Below are 13,104 nucleotides of genomic sequence, written 5' to 3'. Positions count from 1 at the left end.
ATGAATTGAGGAGGATGACCGCATGGAACCGAACAGCAAGGACCGCAAGGTCAATACGCAGGCGCCCGTGGAGCGCAGCGGCGGCAAGCGCCTGCCGCACGAGCGCGACGAGTCGCCGCAGGGCGCGAGCCAGCAAAAGACACGCAGCGTGATCCGCCAGGCAGCGGAAGACGTCGAACAAGGCCTGGTCGACACCGACTTGCACGGCAAGCCGGGGCTGCAAAAGCCGCAGGCGGGCAGCGCGTCGAAGGCCAATCCCCTGCCCGGCACCAAACGCGATTGAGGCCCGCCATGCGAACCGCGATTCTATCCGTGCTGGCCTGCGCAGCCGCCGCCGCATTGGCGCAAGATGCCGTGGCGCAGAGCTATCCGCCAAGCTGGGGACCCAACCCCAGCCTGCCCGAGCCAAACAAGAAACTGATCCCGACCGTCAACGTAGCCCCGGTCGAACGCTGGAAGGGCGACGACAAGCCGCTGCCTGCGGCCGGCTTCACCGTCAGCGCCTATGCGCGCGACCTCGACCACCCGCGCTGGCTGTACGTGCTGCCCAATGGCGACGTGCTGGTCGCTGAAACCGCGGCGCCGCCCAAGCCGGAAGACGGCAAGGGCATCAAGGGCGCGATCATGAAGCACGAGATGAAGAAAGCCGGCTCGGTGACGCCATCCGCCAACCGGATTACGCTGCTGCGCGATATCGACGAGCGCGGCGTGGCGAAAACGCGCGGCACCTTCATCAAGGACCTCAATTCGCCCTTCGGCATGGTGCTGGTCGATAAAGACCTGTACGTCGCCAATACCGATGCCGTGGTGCGCTTCCCCTACACCGAGGGCGCGACGTCGATCGGCGCCGCCGGCATCAAGATCCTGGACCTGCCGGCCGGCCCGCTCAACCACCATTGGACCAAGAACATCACGGCCAGCCCGGACGGGCGCTTCCTGTACGTCACCGTGGGCTCGAACAGCAACGTCGCCGAGAACGGCATGGACAAGGAAGAAGGCCGCGCCGCCATCTGGGAATACGAGCGCGCCACCGGCAAATCGCGCCTGTTCGCCACCGGCCTGCGCAATGCCAACGGCATGGCCTGGGAACCCAAGTCCAAGGCGCTGTGGACCGTGGTGAACGAACGCGACGAACTGGGTGAAGACCTGGTGCCGGACTACCTGACCTCAGTCAAGGACGGCGCGTTCTACGGCTGGCCTTACAGCTACTACGGCCAGCGCGTCGACAGCCGCGTCAAGCCGCCGCGCCCGGACCTGGTGGCGAAAGCGGTGATGCCCGATTACGCGCTGGGTGGCCACACCGCCTCCCTCGGGCTTACCTTCTACGATGCGAAGCTGTTCCCGGCAAGCTGGCAAGGCGGCGCCTTCATCGGCCAGCACGGCTCGTGGAACCGCAAGGAATACAGCGGCTACAAGGTCGCCTTCGTGCCGTTTGCGGAAGGGCGCCCTGCCGGGCCGCCGGTGGATTTCCTGTCCGGCTTCCTGACGCGCGAGGGCAAGGCCAAAGGCCGGCCGGTTGGCGTGGCGGTGGACAAGGCCGGCGCGCTGCTGGTGGCGGATGACGTGGGCAATGTGGTGTGGCGCGTGTCGCCGGCGAGCCACTGAGAAAACCCCTACAATGTAGCCATGCGAATCCTACACACGATGCTGCGGGTTGGTGACCTGCAGCGATCCATCGACTTCTACACCAAGGTGCTGGGCATGCAACTTCTGCGCACCAGCGACAATCCCGAATACAAGTACACGCTGGCCTTCCTCGGCTACGGGCACAACCCGGAACATGCGGAGCTGGAGCTGACGTACAACTACGGCGTCGAGAAATACGATATGGGCAATGCCTACGGCCATATCGCGATTTCGGCCACCGACATCGTGTCGGCCTGCGCGGCCGTGCGCAGCAACGGCGGTAACGTCACGCGCGAACCGGGCCCGGTCAAAGGCGGCAGCACCGTGATTGCTTTTGTGACCGACCCGGACGGGTACAAGATCGAACTGATCGAACGCAGCTTCGACGGCCAGGGAGCCGGCCTGCGTTGAAGGGACGGGCCGCGGCGCCTTGACCGGCGCCGCGGCGGTTTTGATGCTTAGTGTTCCAGCAGGGCGTTGATCGGCTCCAGGTCTTCTTCCTTGAGCGAACCAGCCGCCGACTTCAGGCGCAGGCCATTCATGATGGTGTCGTAACGCGCCTTCGACAGGTCCTTCTGCGTGGTGTACAGCTGGCGCTGTGCATTCAACACGTCGATGTTGATACGCACGCCCACCTGGTAACCCAGCTTGTTCGATTCCAGCGCGGACTTGGACGACACTTCCGCCGCTTCCAGCGCCTTGACCTGGGCCAGGCCGCTGTTTACGCCAAGGAAAGCCTGGCGTGCGGTTTGCGCAGCCTGGCGGCGCGAAACCTCCAGGTCGTTGCGCGCCTTGTCTTCCAGTGCGATCGATTCACGCACCTTGCTGGTGACGGCGAAGCCGTTGAAGATTGGTACGTTCCAGGTCAGGCCGATGGCGTTGTTGTTGGCCAGCGCCACGCCGGTCGTCGAATTGCGAGTCTTCTGCGCCACCAGGTCCAGCGTCGGCATATGGCCGGCACGCTGCTTGCTGATCTCACGCTTGGCGACTTCCACATTCAGCTTGGCGCCGGTCACGCCGTAGTTCTGCTCTTCCGCCGCCGACACCCAAGGCTCCAGCGTAGCGGGCTGCGGGCTGGCGATGGCCACGCCGGTGCGCAGCGGTGCCAGTGCACCTGGCGCCTGGCCGATGACCTGCTGCAGCGCGGTGCGCTTCACTTCCAGCTCGTTCTGGGCGGCGAATTCCTGCGCCACCACCAGGTCGTACGCCGCTTGCGCTTCGTGCGTGTCAGTGATGGTCTGGGTGCCCACTTCGAAGTTGCGCTTGGCCGATGCCAGCTGCTCGGTGGTGGCCGCCTTCTGCGCCTGGGTCGCGGTCAGGTTGTCCTGCGCGGTCAGCACGTCGAAGTATGCCTGCGACACGCGCAGGATCACGTCTTGCTGCGCTTGTGCAAACACGGCTTCGGCGGCCGCGGCGGACAGCTTGCTCTGCTGGTAGTTCTCCCAGTTGGCCCAGCGGAACAGGGGCTGGGTCAGTTGCAGCTGCATTGTGTGGCTGTAGTTTTCAGTGTCGCCAGACAGGCCTTTGATGCGGTCAGTCTGGTCACCGTCGTTCTTCATGGCGGTGCCGCTGAGGCCGACGGTTGGAAGCAATAGCGAACGCCCCTGCACCGTGCGTTCCTGGCCCGCCGCCAGCGCGGCGCGCGCGCTGGCGTAGGTGGCGTCATTGGCGAGCGCCTGTTTGTACACCTGGACCAGGTCGGCCGCCTGTGCATTCAGCGAGAACAGGGCGCTGGCTACCAGCACGGCGAGGAGGGGTTTCTGCATTTGCATCTCCGTTGGAGTCGTCAAAAAGGATTAGTTTTCGTGCCTAGTACTGCGGCATGGAGCTGTCTACCTGCACAGCCCAGGCGTGAATCCCGCCTGTCAGATTGCTTACCTTGCTGAAACCGTGATGCTCGAGGAAAGCTGCCACATTGAGGCTGCGCGCCCCGTGATGGCAGATGCAGACGATTTCTGCATCCTCGTCGAGATCGTCGATGCGGGCCGGGATGGTCTGCATCGGCATCAGGGTCGAGCCTGCGATATGGCAGGTCTCGAATTCCCAGTTCTCGCGCACGTCCAGCAGGAACGGCTGGGCGCGGCTCTCGTCATTGAGCCAGCCAGCCAGTTCCGGTGCGGTTAAGTGCTGCATGGGCGTTCCTTAGAAAGTGAACGCCGAAGGTTTCACCGCCAGGTCGAGCGGCTTGACATCGGTCTCAAACAGTTTGACGGTGTCGTAGCCGTGCTCGCCGGTGCGGGTGATGCGCTGCGCCGACATCACCGGCGAATCGCCGAGGATGACCACGATGCGGCCGCCCACTTTCACTTGCTGCAGCACCGCTTCCGGCAGTACCGGCAGCGAGCCGGAGAACACGATCACGTCGAACGGCGCGCCATTGGACCAGCCCTGGGCGCCATTGCCCAGTTCCACGGTCACATTGGAGATGCCGTTCGCCGCCAGGTTCTTTTCCGCCAGCGCCTTGAATTCAGGGGCGAGTTCGACGGCGGTGACGTGGCGTGCACGGTGCGCCAGCAGCGCGGCCAGGTAGCCAGTGCCCGCGCCAACCAGCAGCACGTTTTCATGTTTCTTGATTTGCGCGTCCTGTGTGATGCGCGCTTCCAGCTTCGGGGTCAGCATTTGCTCGCCGCCCGCCAGCGGAATGAACGTGTCGACAAAAGCCAGGTTCTTGTAGGCTTCTGGCACGAAATTCTCGCGTTTTACGACCAGCAAGAGATCGAGGATGTCCGTATCCAGCACATCCCAAGGGCGGATTTGCTGTTCGATCATATTGAAACGGGCTTGTTCGATATTCATCTTTGTTGACTCGGTGAGGGATAAATAATCCGTCATTTTATCGTTTGTCTGGTCAGGTGGGCATATTAACGATTAAGACAACGGATCGCGGGAAATTGCGACAGTCTGCAGATTTGGGGGGGTGAACGACCGAATTCGGCAATTTAAGCCGGTTTTTGCGGGGCCAGTCCCTGCTGCACCAGGCCGAGGAAGGCGTCCATGAAGGCGTCGGCGTCAACGCCCTCGTGGGTGTCGCAGGGGAAGAAGCTGTGCTTCCACATCATCAGCGTCAGCACCGGGGCGATCAGGACATTGGTCATCATCACCGGGTCGAGCGGACGGAATTCGCCGCGCTCCACGCCGCGCTCCAGGATACGGGTCAGCAAGGCGCTGCCGCGCTCGATGACTTCTTCGTTATAGAACTGGGCCAGTTCGGGGAAATTGCCGGATTCGGCCATCATCAGTTTGGTCAGGCCGGCGGCCTTGGTGGCGCCGACCTGGGTCCACCAGCGGCGCAGCATCTGGCGCAGCAGTTCGTCGCTGGGCATATCGCGCGCCGCGGCAGCATCGCTTTCCGCCTGGCCGATGGTTTGCACGATGGTTTCGCGCACCACGGCCTTGAACAGTTCCTGCTTGTTTTCGAAGTACAGGTAGAGCGTGCCCTTCGAGACGCCGGCGGCGCGCGCCACGTCTTCCAGGCGGGTGGCGGCAAATCCACGATCGACGAACAGCTCCAGCGCGGCCGCCAGCAGTTCCTGCGGACGCGCATCCTTGCGCCGCTCCCAGCGGGGCTTGGTATCAGTCGGGGCTTGCATGATAAAAATTGGGATTGGGTAACTTACTTAAGAGTCATTTATATTAGTTCCCCCACCCGCCCCGCGTCAAGTCAAGCCCGCCGAGGCGGGCCGCGAATTGCATTACAAGGTGGCCATGCCGCCATCGAACACGACGTTCTCGCCCATCATGTACGAGGAATCGTCGCTGGCCAGGAACAGCACGGCTTTGGCCACTTCATCGGCCTGGCCGAAGCGCGCGGCCGGCACCTTGGCCACCAGTTGGCCGGCCCATGCCTGCACCGCATCCGGCGGCAGGCCAAGCTTGCCGTAGATCGGGGTCTCGATCAGGCCCGGGCTGATGACGTTGACCCGCACGCCGCGCGGCGCCAGTTCGGTCGACAGGGTGCGCGCCAGCGAGCGCACCGCGGCCTTGGTGGCCGAGTACACGGACAGGCCGGCCACGCCCTGCTCGGCCAGCGTGGTGCCGGTCAGGACCACGCTGGCGGGGTTGTTCAGCAGCGGCAGCATGCATTGCACGGTGTGGATCACGCCCTTGAAGTTGACGTCGACCTGGCTGTCGATGTGCCTGGCGTCCACGTCCGAGAATTGCATGGGCTGGGCGATGCCGGCGTTGGCGAACACCACATCCAGGCTGCCGAATAGCGCCCTGATCCTGGCGGCGGCGGCCACCATGTCCGCTGCCGAGGTCACGTCGGCGCGCAGCGCCAGCACACCTTCGCCCAGTTCCTTGCCGGCCGCTTCGACGCGCTGCGCGTCCTGGCCGATGATGGCCACGCGCGCCCCTTCCTCCAGGAACAGCCTGGCCGTCGCCAGGCCGATGCCCGTGGTGCCGCCGGTGATCAATGCGGTTTTGCCAGTCAGTCTACCCATCGTGTTCTCCTTGAAGTTGAAAAGTTACCGGTTCGCCTTAATTATGTACCGATAGGTATTTAATGTACCGGTTAGTATAATATTCGTCAACAGAACCGATGGAGATTCCCGATGCCACGTGAACGCGGCCGCCCACGCACCTTCGATATCGATCACGCCCTGGACCGGGCGGTGGAGATTTTCTGGAAGCACGGCTACCAGGACGCTTCCCTGCACGAACTGACGGAGGCAATGGGCCTGTCGAAACCGAGCCTGTACGCGGCCTTCGGCGACAAGGAAGCGTTGTACCTGAAAGGACTGCAGCGCTACCTGTCGCTGCTGATCGGGCGCCATGCGGGCAAACTCAATGACGAACCGGAGGGCCGCAAGGCCCTGGATGGCTTCCTGCGTTCGCTGGCTGCGATGCTGGCCGATCCCGCGCTGCCGGGCGGCTGCTTCATCATCAATGGCACTGCCGATTGCGGCGGTTCGACCATCCCCGCCTCGGTCGAAATGGCGCTGCGCGAGGCCCTGCAGGGCACGGAAACGATGGTGCTGGAGCGATTGGTGCGGGCGGAGAAGGACGGCCAGTTGCCGGCCGGGATGACGCCGCACGCGATGGCGGCGCTGTTCGGCTCTTTGATCGCCGGGCTGGGAGTGCAGGCCAAGAGTGGCGCGGACCTGGCCAAATTGACGATGGTGATCGAGGCTGCGATGGCCGTCTGGCCGAACTAGCCCCTCAAGTTTCTTCAGGTCGTTTCGCCACCGCGTAGACCGCTTGCACCACCATCGCCATCCGCTGGTAATCGAGCTTGTCGAACGTATCGCCAGCCCGGTGATAGTTCGGATTGCGCATGAATGAGGTATCGGTCACCATCAGGGCTGGATAGCCCTGCGCCCAATAGCTGCGGTGGTCGGAAAAATCGACCCCTTGCACAAGACTGGGCGCGTTGAGCGAATAGACCGGCAGCTCGGACGCGCCCGACATTGCAGCCTTCACCGAGCGGCTGGCGCCAAAGTCGCCAAACTGGCCCACCAGCGCGATGAAATTGCCGCGGTCCGGATAGCCGAGTTTCATCGCGGCCAGCGGGTACGCCTGGCTGCCTGGACGGTCGCTGAAATAACCGATCATCTCCAGCGACAGCATCAGCTCCACATCGCGTCCCGCCTCTTTCAAGCTGCGGGCATGCCATACGCTGCCCATGCGGGGTGAGCGGAAATGCGGCGGCTCTTCCAGGGTATACGCCACCAGTTCAATCGGGCGGGCTGGTTCGGATTGCCCCAGCAGGTGCGCCAGTTCCAGCAGGCCTGCGATGCCGCTGGCATTGTCATCGGCGCCCGGTGTCGCGCCGTGGCTGTCGTAATGTGCGCCAATCACCAGCAGGCGCCCGTTCGCAGGACCGAAGCGCGCGACGACGTTCTTGTAATGCTCGGCGTCGACCACCACGTCCTGGATGGACACCTGCGCTCCGGCTGCCTTGAATTCCTCCACGATGTATGCCGCCGTACGCTCCAGTTTTGCGCGGTGCTCGAATGAGCGCGGATAAAAGTCCACGGTCAGCTTTTTTACGTGCTCTTCGAGCTTGGCCGGATCGACCGCGGGCGGCGTCGATGGAACGGACGGCACCAGGGGCTGGCAGACCAGTGCAGCAAGCAGCATCAGTATCGCCGTGGCGATGATGGCCAATGCGGCGTAGAAGCGGCGGCTGCGTTTGGGCGGCTGCGAAAAATCCATTCCTGTTCCCTGGTGTCAAATCAGAAAAGGCAGTATGCCATGCGCCCGTTCACGTCATTGCTTTGCCGCGGCCTTGGCAGGCTCGATCAGCACCAGCTGGCCGGTCTTCGGGTCGCGGAACACCTCGCCGACGCGGTCGTAGCCGCTGCCCGCTTGCGTGACGCCGGCGTCCGGGCGTTCGATCTGGCGGCCCTTTTCCACCGGCTTGTGCTGGAGCGCTCCCTGGCTGCCGGCGATGGCGGCGATCAGGCCGCAGGCGAAGACCAGCATGACGTCAACCAGGTTGACCAGGCTGGCGCGCGGGTCTTCGTCGCTGTCGTCGAAGCGGGAGTCGAGGTGGCGGTACAGGCGCAGCCGCTTGCGGGCCGGGACGGCAGCGTTGCCAGGGGCTTGGGCCTGGTCCCTCATGCTGCGTGCTCCATCGCGTCCAGGGTTTCTTCGTACCAGCGGCGGCGCAGTTTGCCGATCACCAGTCCGGCGATACCGGCCACCAGGCCAAGCACCGTGGCGTCGAAGGCGACTGTCACGGCGCTGGCCAGCTGGGCCGGATTGCCTTGGCCGAGGGCGGCCAGGCCAGGGCCAAGCGGGATGATGGTGGCCATCAGACCAAGCATCGGCGGAATGCGGGCCAGCAGGTCGGCGCGCTCCAGGCGGTGGCGGGCCAAGGCCTGGATGTGGGCGGCGTTGCCGGCCTCGCGAAGTTTCTTCAAGCCGCTGAAACGTTCGCCGGCGGCGATGCCTGCTTCAACCGCCGCCACCGCGCAGGCGGCCAGTAGGGCCAGCAGGGCTGGGGCGAGGAGGAAGCTGACGCCGTCGTGCAGCCAGGCGTAGGTTTGGTTGTCGATCATTGGTGTGCTCCTTTGTAAATGGGTATTTGGGTACCGCGCAGGGCGCCGATGGCGAACAGCGCGATGCCGGCGCCGGCCGCGGCCAGCAGGGCGAGCAGCTTCATCGCGCGTTCGGCGGGGCTTGGCGGCTGCCCGGCCAGGTCGCGCAGCTCGTAGACGTGGGCCTGGGCCTGGGTTTGGGCGGCACTGCCATCCGCTGCCGCGACGGCGCCGGACTCGGTCGCGTCGTGCGCGGTGCGGCGCTCTTGCCTGGCGGCTGTAGTCGCGGCGGCATTTGCGGCGGGCGCCCTGGCATCCGCCTGGACTGCGGCGGCGAACGCGGGGACGGCGCTTGCCTCGGGTGCCGCGTATGCATCGGCGGCTGGCGCGTCGCCGCGAGCTTTGGCGAGGGTGGCAGCCAGTGCCTGCGCGTCAGCTGCATCGAGCTGGGGCGAGAGCCATTGCCACATCGGATGGTCGGGTGCGGTATGGCCGCTGCCTGGCAACCCGTTGCTGGCCACCAGCCGCGCCAGCTCGCCGCCCATCTGCCTGATGGTGGCGTCATCGGTTTTCCAGTAGCCCTTTTCCGCCGCCACCATGAAGATCGCCAGCATATGCGCCTTGGCGTGCGCGTTGTGGCGCTGGCCGAGGAATTGCGGCAGGCCGAGTTTATGCGCGTCGTCGAAGTAGACCGACTTCACCTCATCCCAGGCCCAGTCCTTCACCAGGTCGGGGCGTGTCACCTGCCATCCCCACAGGTTTTCCAGGAACTCCTGCCCCATGGTACGGGCGCCGGCATAACCATGCCCCATTAAAGGCTTGATCCAGGCCGGATTCAGGAAGCGGCCGCGCAATTCGCCCAGCATGGCCGAGGCAAGCGGCTCCACGTCGGCACGCCCCGGCTGCGCATGCTGCAGGATCAGCGCTTCCGGCACGCGGCCGGTGCGGCTTTCGACGGCCAGCGACAGGCCGCCCAGGTAATCGAAGGCGTCGTTGTTATCGAGCAGGCCGTACAGGTTGCTGGCGCGGCCGTGATAGGTGCGCGTGATGCCGTCCAGCGCGGCGTCGAAAGCGGCGTGGCTCGATTCGCCGCTGGCATCCAGGCCGTAAGCGTGGCCCATGCGGTTGCGGTAGGCCTTGCCGATCTCGTCGCGTTCGCGCCAGGCGCCCGAGCGTTCGGTCAGGCGGTTGACGCCGGCGCCGTAGGCACCGGGGGCATCGCCGAAGATGCGCTGCGCCGCGGCGCGGCCGGCTTCGGCGGGCGGCATGCCGCCCGCCTGCAAGGCCCGCACGCGCACCAGCCATTCGCGTGCAACGCGGTTGCTGGTGGCAGGCTCGCGTCCCCAGGCGGCACTGGCGCCGGTACTGCCGCTACCGGCGCCGGCACCGCTGGCAAGCGGCGCCAGCGCAGCTTCGAGCGCTTCGCGCAGCGCCGGCTCCTGCTCGGCAAGGCCGGCGGCGGAAGCGGCCAGCGACAGGCGGCCGGCACGGTCGATCAGGCGAATCAGGTTCGGGTACAGGTCGCGAAACAGGCCTGAGGTGGTCACCAGCGCATCGCGCCGCACCGCGCCCGGCACCAGCCGCACGTCATTAACGATGCCGCGCGCATTCCATACCGGCTCGGCGCCCATCATGGCCAGCGCGAACGCCACCATCACGCCTTCGTCGCGCACCGCATCGGAGGCCCACAGCAGGATGCCTTCGCTGCCGGCGCCGGAGCGCTCGCGCGCGGCAGCCTTGGCGGCCAGGCTGGAGCCCATCTGGTAGCCGATTTTGGTCGGCAGGATATCGCCGTCGACGGCATGGAAATTGCGGCCGGTCGGCAGCGCTTCCGGCGAGCGCAGCGGGTCGTTGCCCTTGCCCGGTTCGATGAAGCGCCCGTCCAGCCCAGCCAGCAGCGAGCGCATTTCATTCAACGGCGAGGCGGCCAGCTTGCGCGCCACTTCGGGATCGTCGATGCCGCCCTTTTTCATCGATTCCAGCATCAGGTCAATGGACTCCTGCTTCCACGGCCGGCCGAAGATGTGCAGGCCGTGCGGCATGAACTTCTCCTGCAGCTTGGTCAGGTAGTGGCCAACTTCGTGCGCCAGCAAATCGTCGTCGGCCGCATCGAAGCCGATGCCGCGCACGGCCAGCACATCGGCCATCGAAGCTTCCAGTTCCGCTTTCAGGTTGAGGGCCACCACCCGTTCGCGCATCAGTTGCGCGGCCTTCGCCTTCAACGTCTCGGAGCTGGCTGCCTCGTAGCTCTCGACCACCTGGCGCAGCGACAGCAGCTCGTCGTACAGCGGCGTCGATGCCAGCGGCGGCGTCAGGTGGTCGACCATCACCGCCAGGCCGCGCCGCTTGGCTTGCGTACCTTCGCCGACGCCGTCCACGATGTAGGGATAGATGCCCGGCAGGTCGCCCGCGATCAGGCTGGGAAAGTCGTCGACCGACAAGCCGACCGCCTTCCCCGGCAGGAATTCATAGGTGGAATGGCGCCCGATATGCACCAGCGCATCGGCCTTGAAGCGGTCGCGCAGCCAGTGGTAAAAGGCCAGGTACTGGTGCGGCGGCGGCACGCTGGTGTTCGCATGCAGCAGTTCTTCCTCGACTTCCCAGCCGCGCGGCGGCTGCGGGCCGATGAATACATTGCCGAACACCATGCCCGGCACCAGCAGCTTGCCGCTTTCGACCATGATCTTGCCGGGCGCAGCTCCCCAGCCCTTCAAGCCTTCGATACCGTAAGACGACACGCGGCGGCGCAGCGGCTCCAGCGCGGAGCAGCGCCGCGCAGCCTTCGCTTGCAGGCAGGCGGCATAGCCATCGGCCAGCTCAGCGAGGTCGCGGATCGCTTTCTCGCGCTGAGGATGATCGGCTCCCTCCACCAGGTGCTGCAGTTCCTTGATCACGACTTCCGCCTGCTTGCGCCCCAGCACCCATTCGCCCGCGGCTTCCGCTTCCAGCACGTCGGCATGCAGGCGGCCCAGCAAACCGCTGGTCATCTCGCCTTGTACGCGCGGCGACAGCGTGCCGAACCACTTCGCATAATCGGCGGCGCTGACGCTGTTCACGGTGCCCGCCAGTTCGCGCAAGGCGCCGCGGTCTTCCGGCAGGTTGACGCCGTGCGCCATGATGCGGTCGAGCAGCGCTTCCGGCGTGGCGGGCAATTCGCCCACGGTGTAGCCGGCGTCCTTCATGGCATGCAGCATGTCGAACAGCGAAGCCGGCACGTCGAGGTTGTCGGCGCCGATATTCTGCCGGCCCGGCGGATGGTTGTAGTAGACCAGGGCCACGCGCTTGTCGCGGTTGGATTTGGCGCGCAGCGCCAGCCAGCGATCGATGCGCGCGGCCAGGCGCTCGGCTTCCGCCGCCAGCACCACCGGCGGGCGGTTCTCGATGCCGGTCAGCTTGTCGCGCTGCGGCTCGCCAAGGGCGGCCATCACGATCGGCTGGCCGATGCCCTGCAGCTCCGGCAGCGCCACGCGATACTGCACCGAGTCCGGCGGCAAGCCGTCCGGCGACAGGCGCCATTGCATGGGCGTGCGGTCGGACAGGCGGATCGCCTTGAACAGCGGAATGTCGAGCTTCTTGAATGCTTCGCTGACGGCCTCGCGTCCTTCGGCGGCGCCCACTACAAAGTCCTGCAGCACCACCATGGCGGCCGGCACGGCCGGTGCGATCAGTTCCGGCAAACGCTCCAGCGCTTCGCGCGATGCACCGCCCCAGCGCGGCAGCACCTGCACGCATTGCTGGCCAGTGCGCTCGACCTGGCGGCACACGGCGTCGGGCACCGTGCCGTCCATATTCGACAGGTCCAGCACCACTACCGTGGGCCGCGCCTGCAGGCCCAGCTGCGCCGCCCTGCCCCACGCTGCCGCGTCATGCAGCTCGCGCTGGCCGACACGCAGGCGCAGCGTCGGTTCCGGCTGCGGCTGCGCCAGGGCGTGCGACGGCTCGAGCAGGTGAGCGAACAGGGCCGCCGTGTTGTCGCGCCCCCCGGCCTGCCACACCTGGCGCGCAGCCAGCCACTGGCCCGCAGCCGGACGCGCCCTGGCCTCCTGCAGCGCCGCCTGCGGCGGCTGCTCGGCCGACAGCTGGCGCAGCGTTTCCGGCGAAAAGCCTTGCAGGCTGCCCTGCCGCCCGCGCGACAGCAGGCTAAGCGTGGCTTCGCCGTTCATGGCCAGCACCGTCGCCTGCGGGCGGGCATGGCGCGGCAAGGCTTCCTTCAGCCTGCGCGCCGGGTCGCCGAACAGCGATACCGCCAGGATGCTGTCGGCCTGCGCCAGCCACTGGGCGGCTTGCTTGTCGTCCGCCGCCATCCACTGCGCAGGAGTGCGCAGCACGATGCGGTCCTGCGGATGATCGGCCAGGTGGCGATGGGCGGCCTCGATGGCGATGGGCGCGGCGCGCTCGGTGACGATGGCAAACAGCACGGCGGCATTGGCACGCGCGCAAGCGAACGCACATAGCAGGACCGCAATGGTCCGGACAAAGGTAGTGGTAGGCACGA

At 65.8% G+C, this 13,104-nt stretch carries 13 protein-coding genes; 4 read left to right on the top strand and 9 right to left on the bottom strand.

The window, feature by feature from the left end; all coding sequences use genetic code 11:
* The first annotated feature begins 22 nt into the window (after positions 1–22).
* From ASE26_RS27915 to gloA, 3 genes are read left to right on the top strand one after another with little or no spacing between them, the layout of a single operon-like run.
* Positions 23–283 (top strand): hypothetical protein, encoded by a 261-nt coding sequence (locus tag ASE26_RS27915; RefSeq protein ID WP_055934060.1) that lies wholly within the window; start codon positions 23–25, stop codon positions 281–283.
* An 8-nt stretch (positions 284–291) separates the two neighbouring features.
* Positions 292–1,605: a sorbosone dehydrogenase family protein gene (locus tag ASE26_RS27910; protein WP_055934062.1), complete on the top strand. Its 1,314-nt coding sequence runs from the start codon at positions 292–294 to the stop codon at positions 1,603–1,605.
* A gap of 21 nt (positions 1,606–1,626) precedes the next feature.
* Positions 1,627–2,037: a lactoylglutathione lyase gene (gene gloA, locus ASE26_RS27905; RefSeq protein WP_082507439.1), complete on the top strand. Its 411-nt coding sequence runs from the start codon at positions 1,627–1,629 to the stop codon at positions 2,035–2,037.
* 47 nt (positions 2,038–2,084) lie between these two features.
* Here the strand turns inward: gloA and ASE26_RS27900 are convergent, their stop codons facing one another.
* The 5 genes from ASE26_RS27900 to ASE26_RS27880 form a co-directional block, all read right to left on the bottom strand.
* Positions 2,085–3,392, bottom strand: coding sequence for a TolC family outer membrane protein (locus ASE26_RS27900; protein ID WP_055934066.1), 1,308 nt, complete (start codon positions 3,390–3,392; stop codon positions 2,085–2,087).
* A 43-nt stretch (positions 3,393–3,435) separates the two neighbouring features.
* The gene (locus ASE26_RS27895) at positions 3,436–3,759 is read right to left on the bottom strand and encodes a rhodanese-like domain-containing protein (RefSeq protein WP_055934068.1); all 324 of its coding nucleotides are present in this window, start codon (positions 3,757–3,759) and stop codon (positions 3,436–3,438) included.
* A gap of 9 nt (positions 3,760–3,768) precedes the next feature.
* Positions 3,769–4,422, bottom strand: coding sequence for a protein-L-isoaspartate O-methyltransferase (locus ASE26_RS27890; protein WP_055934069.1), 654 nt, complete (start codon positions 4,420–4,422; stop codon positions 3,769–3,771).
* Between the two features lie 143 nt (positions 4,423–4,565).
* Positions 4,566–5,216, bottom strand: a complete 651-nt coding sequence (locus tag ASE26_RS27885) for a TetR/AcrR family transcriptional regulator (RefSeq protein ID WP_055934071.1) — start codon at positions 5,214–5,216, stop codon at positions 4,566–4,568.
* Positions 5,217–5,318: 102 nt separating this feature from the next.
* Entirely contained in the window at positions 5,319–6,068 is a 750-nt protein-coding gene (locus ASE26_RS27880; protein ID WP_055934073.1) for an SDR family oxidoreductase, read from the bottom strand.
* Between the two features lie 111 nt (positions 6,069–6,179).
* Here ASE26_RS27880 and ASE26_RS27875 point away from each other — a divergent pair, with 111 nt between their 5' ends.
* On the top strand, positions 6,180–6,782 hold the full coding sequence (locus ASE26_RS27875) for a TetR/AcrR family transcriptional regulator (RefSeq protein ID WP_055934075.1): 603 nt from the start codon (positions 6,180–6,182) through the stop codon (positions 6,780–6,782).
* A 4-nt stretch (positions 6,783–6,786) separates the two neighbouring features.
* On the opposite strand, the gene ASE26_RS27870 is transcribed toward ASE26_RS27875, so the two are convergent.
* The 4 genes from ASE26_RS27870 to ASE26_RS27855 are packed head-to-tail and all read right to left on the bottom strand — an operon-like array spanning position 6,787 to position 13,102.
* Positions 6,787–7,782 carry a M28 family peptidase gene (locus ASE26_RS27870; protein ID WP_082507440.1) on the bottom strand — a complete coding sequence of 332 codons (996 nt, stop codon included), beginning with the start codon at positions 7,780–7,782 and terminating at the stop codon, positions 6,787–6,789.
* Positions 7,783–7,836: 54 nt separating this feature from the next.
* A complete protein-coding gene (locus ASE26_RS27865; RefSeq protein ID WP_200953824.1) occupies positions 7,837–8,190 on the bottom strand; it encodes a hypothetical protein in 354 nt (117 codons plus the stop codon).
* Entirely contained in the window at positions 8,187–8,630 is a 444-nt protein-coding gene (locus ASE26_RS27860; RefSeq protein ID WP_055934078.1) for a MotA/TolQ/ExbB proton channel family protein, read from the bottom strand. Before ASE26_RS27860 ends, ASE26_RS27865 begins: the two co-directional genes overlap by 4 nt.
* The gene (locus ASE26_RS27855) at positions 8,627–13,102 is read right to left on the bottom strand and encodes a cobaltochelatase subunit CobN (protein WP_082591496.1); all 4,476 of its coding nucleotides are present in this window, start codon (positions 13,100–13,102) and stop codon (positions 8,627–8,629) included. Before ASE26_RS27855 ends, ASE26_RS27860 begins: the two co-directional genes overlap by 4 nt.
* Between the last annotated feature and the right edge of the window lie 2 nt (positions 13,103–13,104).

The sequence above is a fragment of the Duganella sp. Root198D2 genome (genome assembly GCF_001428585.1).
Lineage (GTDB): Bacteria > Pseudomonadota > Gammaproteobacteria > Burkholderiales > Burkholderiaceae_D > Rugamonas.
Note: the sequence above shows the minus strand (reverse complement) of the source record. Positions and strands in the feature narration are given on the sequence as shown.

Bases quoted from the DNA above. Each gene is read 5' to 3' on its own strand.
- ASE26_RS27910 (WP_055934062.1), top strand. From the start codon at position 292: ATGCGAACCGCGATTCTATCCGTGCTGGCCTGCGCAGCCGCCGCCGCA.
- ASE26_RS27865 (WP_200953824.1), bottom strand. From the start codon at position 8,190: ATGAGGGACCAGGCCCAAGCCCCTGGCAACGCTGCCGTCCCGGCCCGC.
- ASE26_RS27870 (WP_082507440.1), bottom strand. From the start codon at position 7,782: ATGGATTTTTCGCAGCCGCCCAAACGCAGCCGCCGCTTCTACGCCGCA.
- ASE26_RS27880 (WP_055934073.1), bottom strand. From the start codon at position 6,068: ATGGGTAGACTGACTGGCAAAACCGCATTGATCACCGGCGGCACCACG.
- gloA (WP_082507439.1), top strand. From the start codon at position 1,627: ATGCGAATCCTACACACGATGCTGCGGGTTGGTGACCTGCAGCGATCC.
- ASE26_RS27875 (WP_055934075.1), top strand. From the start codon at position 6,180: ATGCCACGTGAACGCGGCCGCCCACGCACCTTCGATATCGATCACGCC.
- ASE26_RS27895 (WP_055934068.1), bottom strand. From the start codon at position 3,759: ATGCAGCACTTAACCGCACCGGAACTGGCTGGCTGGCTCAATGACGAG.
- ASE26_RS27890 (WP_055934069.1), bottom strand. From the start codon at position 4,422: ATGAATATCGAACAAGCCCGTTTCAATATGATCGAACAGCAAATCCGC.
- ASE26_RS27900 (WP_055934066.1), bottom strand. From the start codon at position 3,392: ATGCAGAAACCCCTCCTCGCCGTGCTGGTAGCCAGCGCCCTGTTCTCG.
- ASE26_RS27860 (WP_055934078.1), bottom strand. From the start codon at position 8,630: ATGATCGACAACCAAACCTACGCCTGGCTGCACGACGGCGTCAGCTTC.
- ASE26_RS27915 (WP_055934060.1), top strand. From the start codon at position 23: ATGGAACCGAACAGCAAGGACCGCAAGGTCAATACGCAGGCGCCCGTG.
- ASE26_RS27885 (WP_055934071.1), bottom strand. From the start codon at position 5,216: ATGCAAGCCCCGACTGATACCAAGCCCCGCTGGGAGCGGCGCAAGGAT.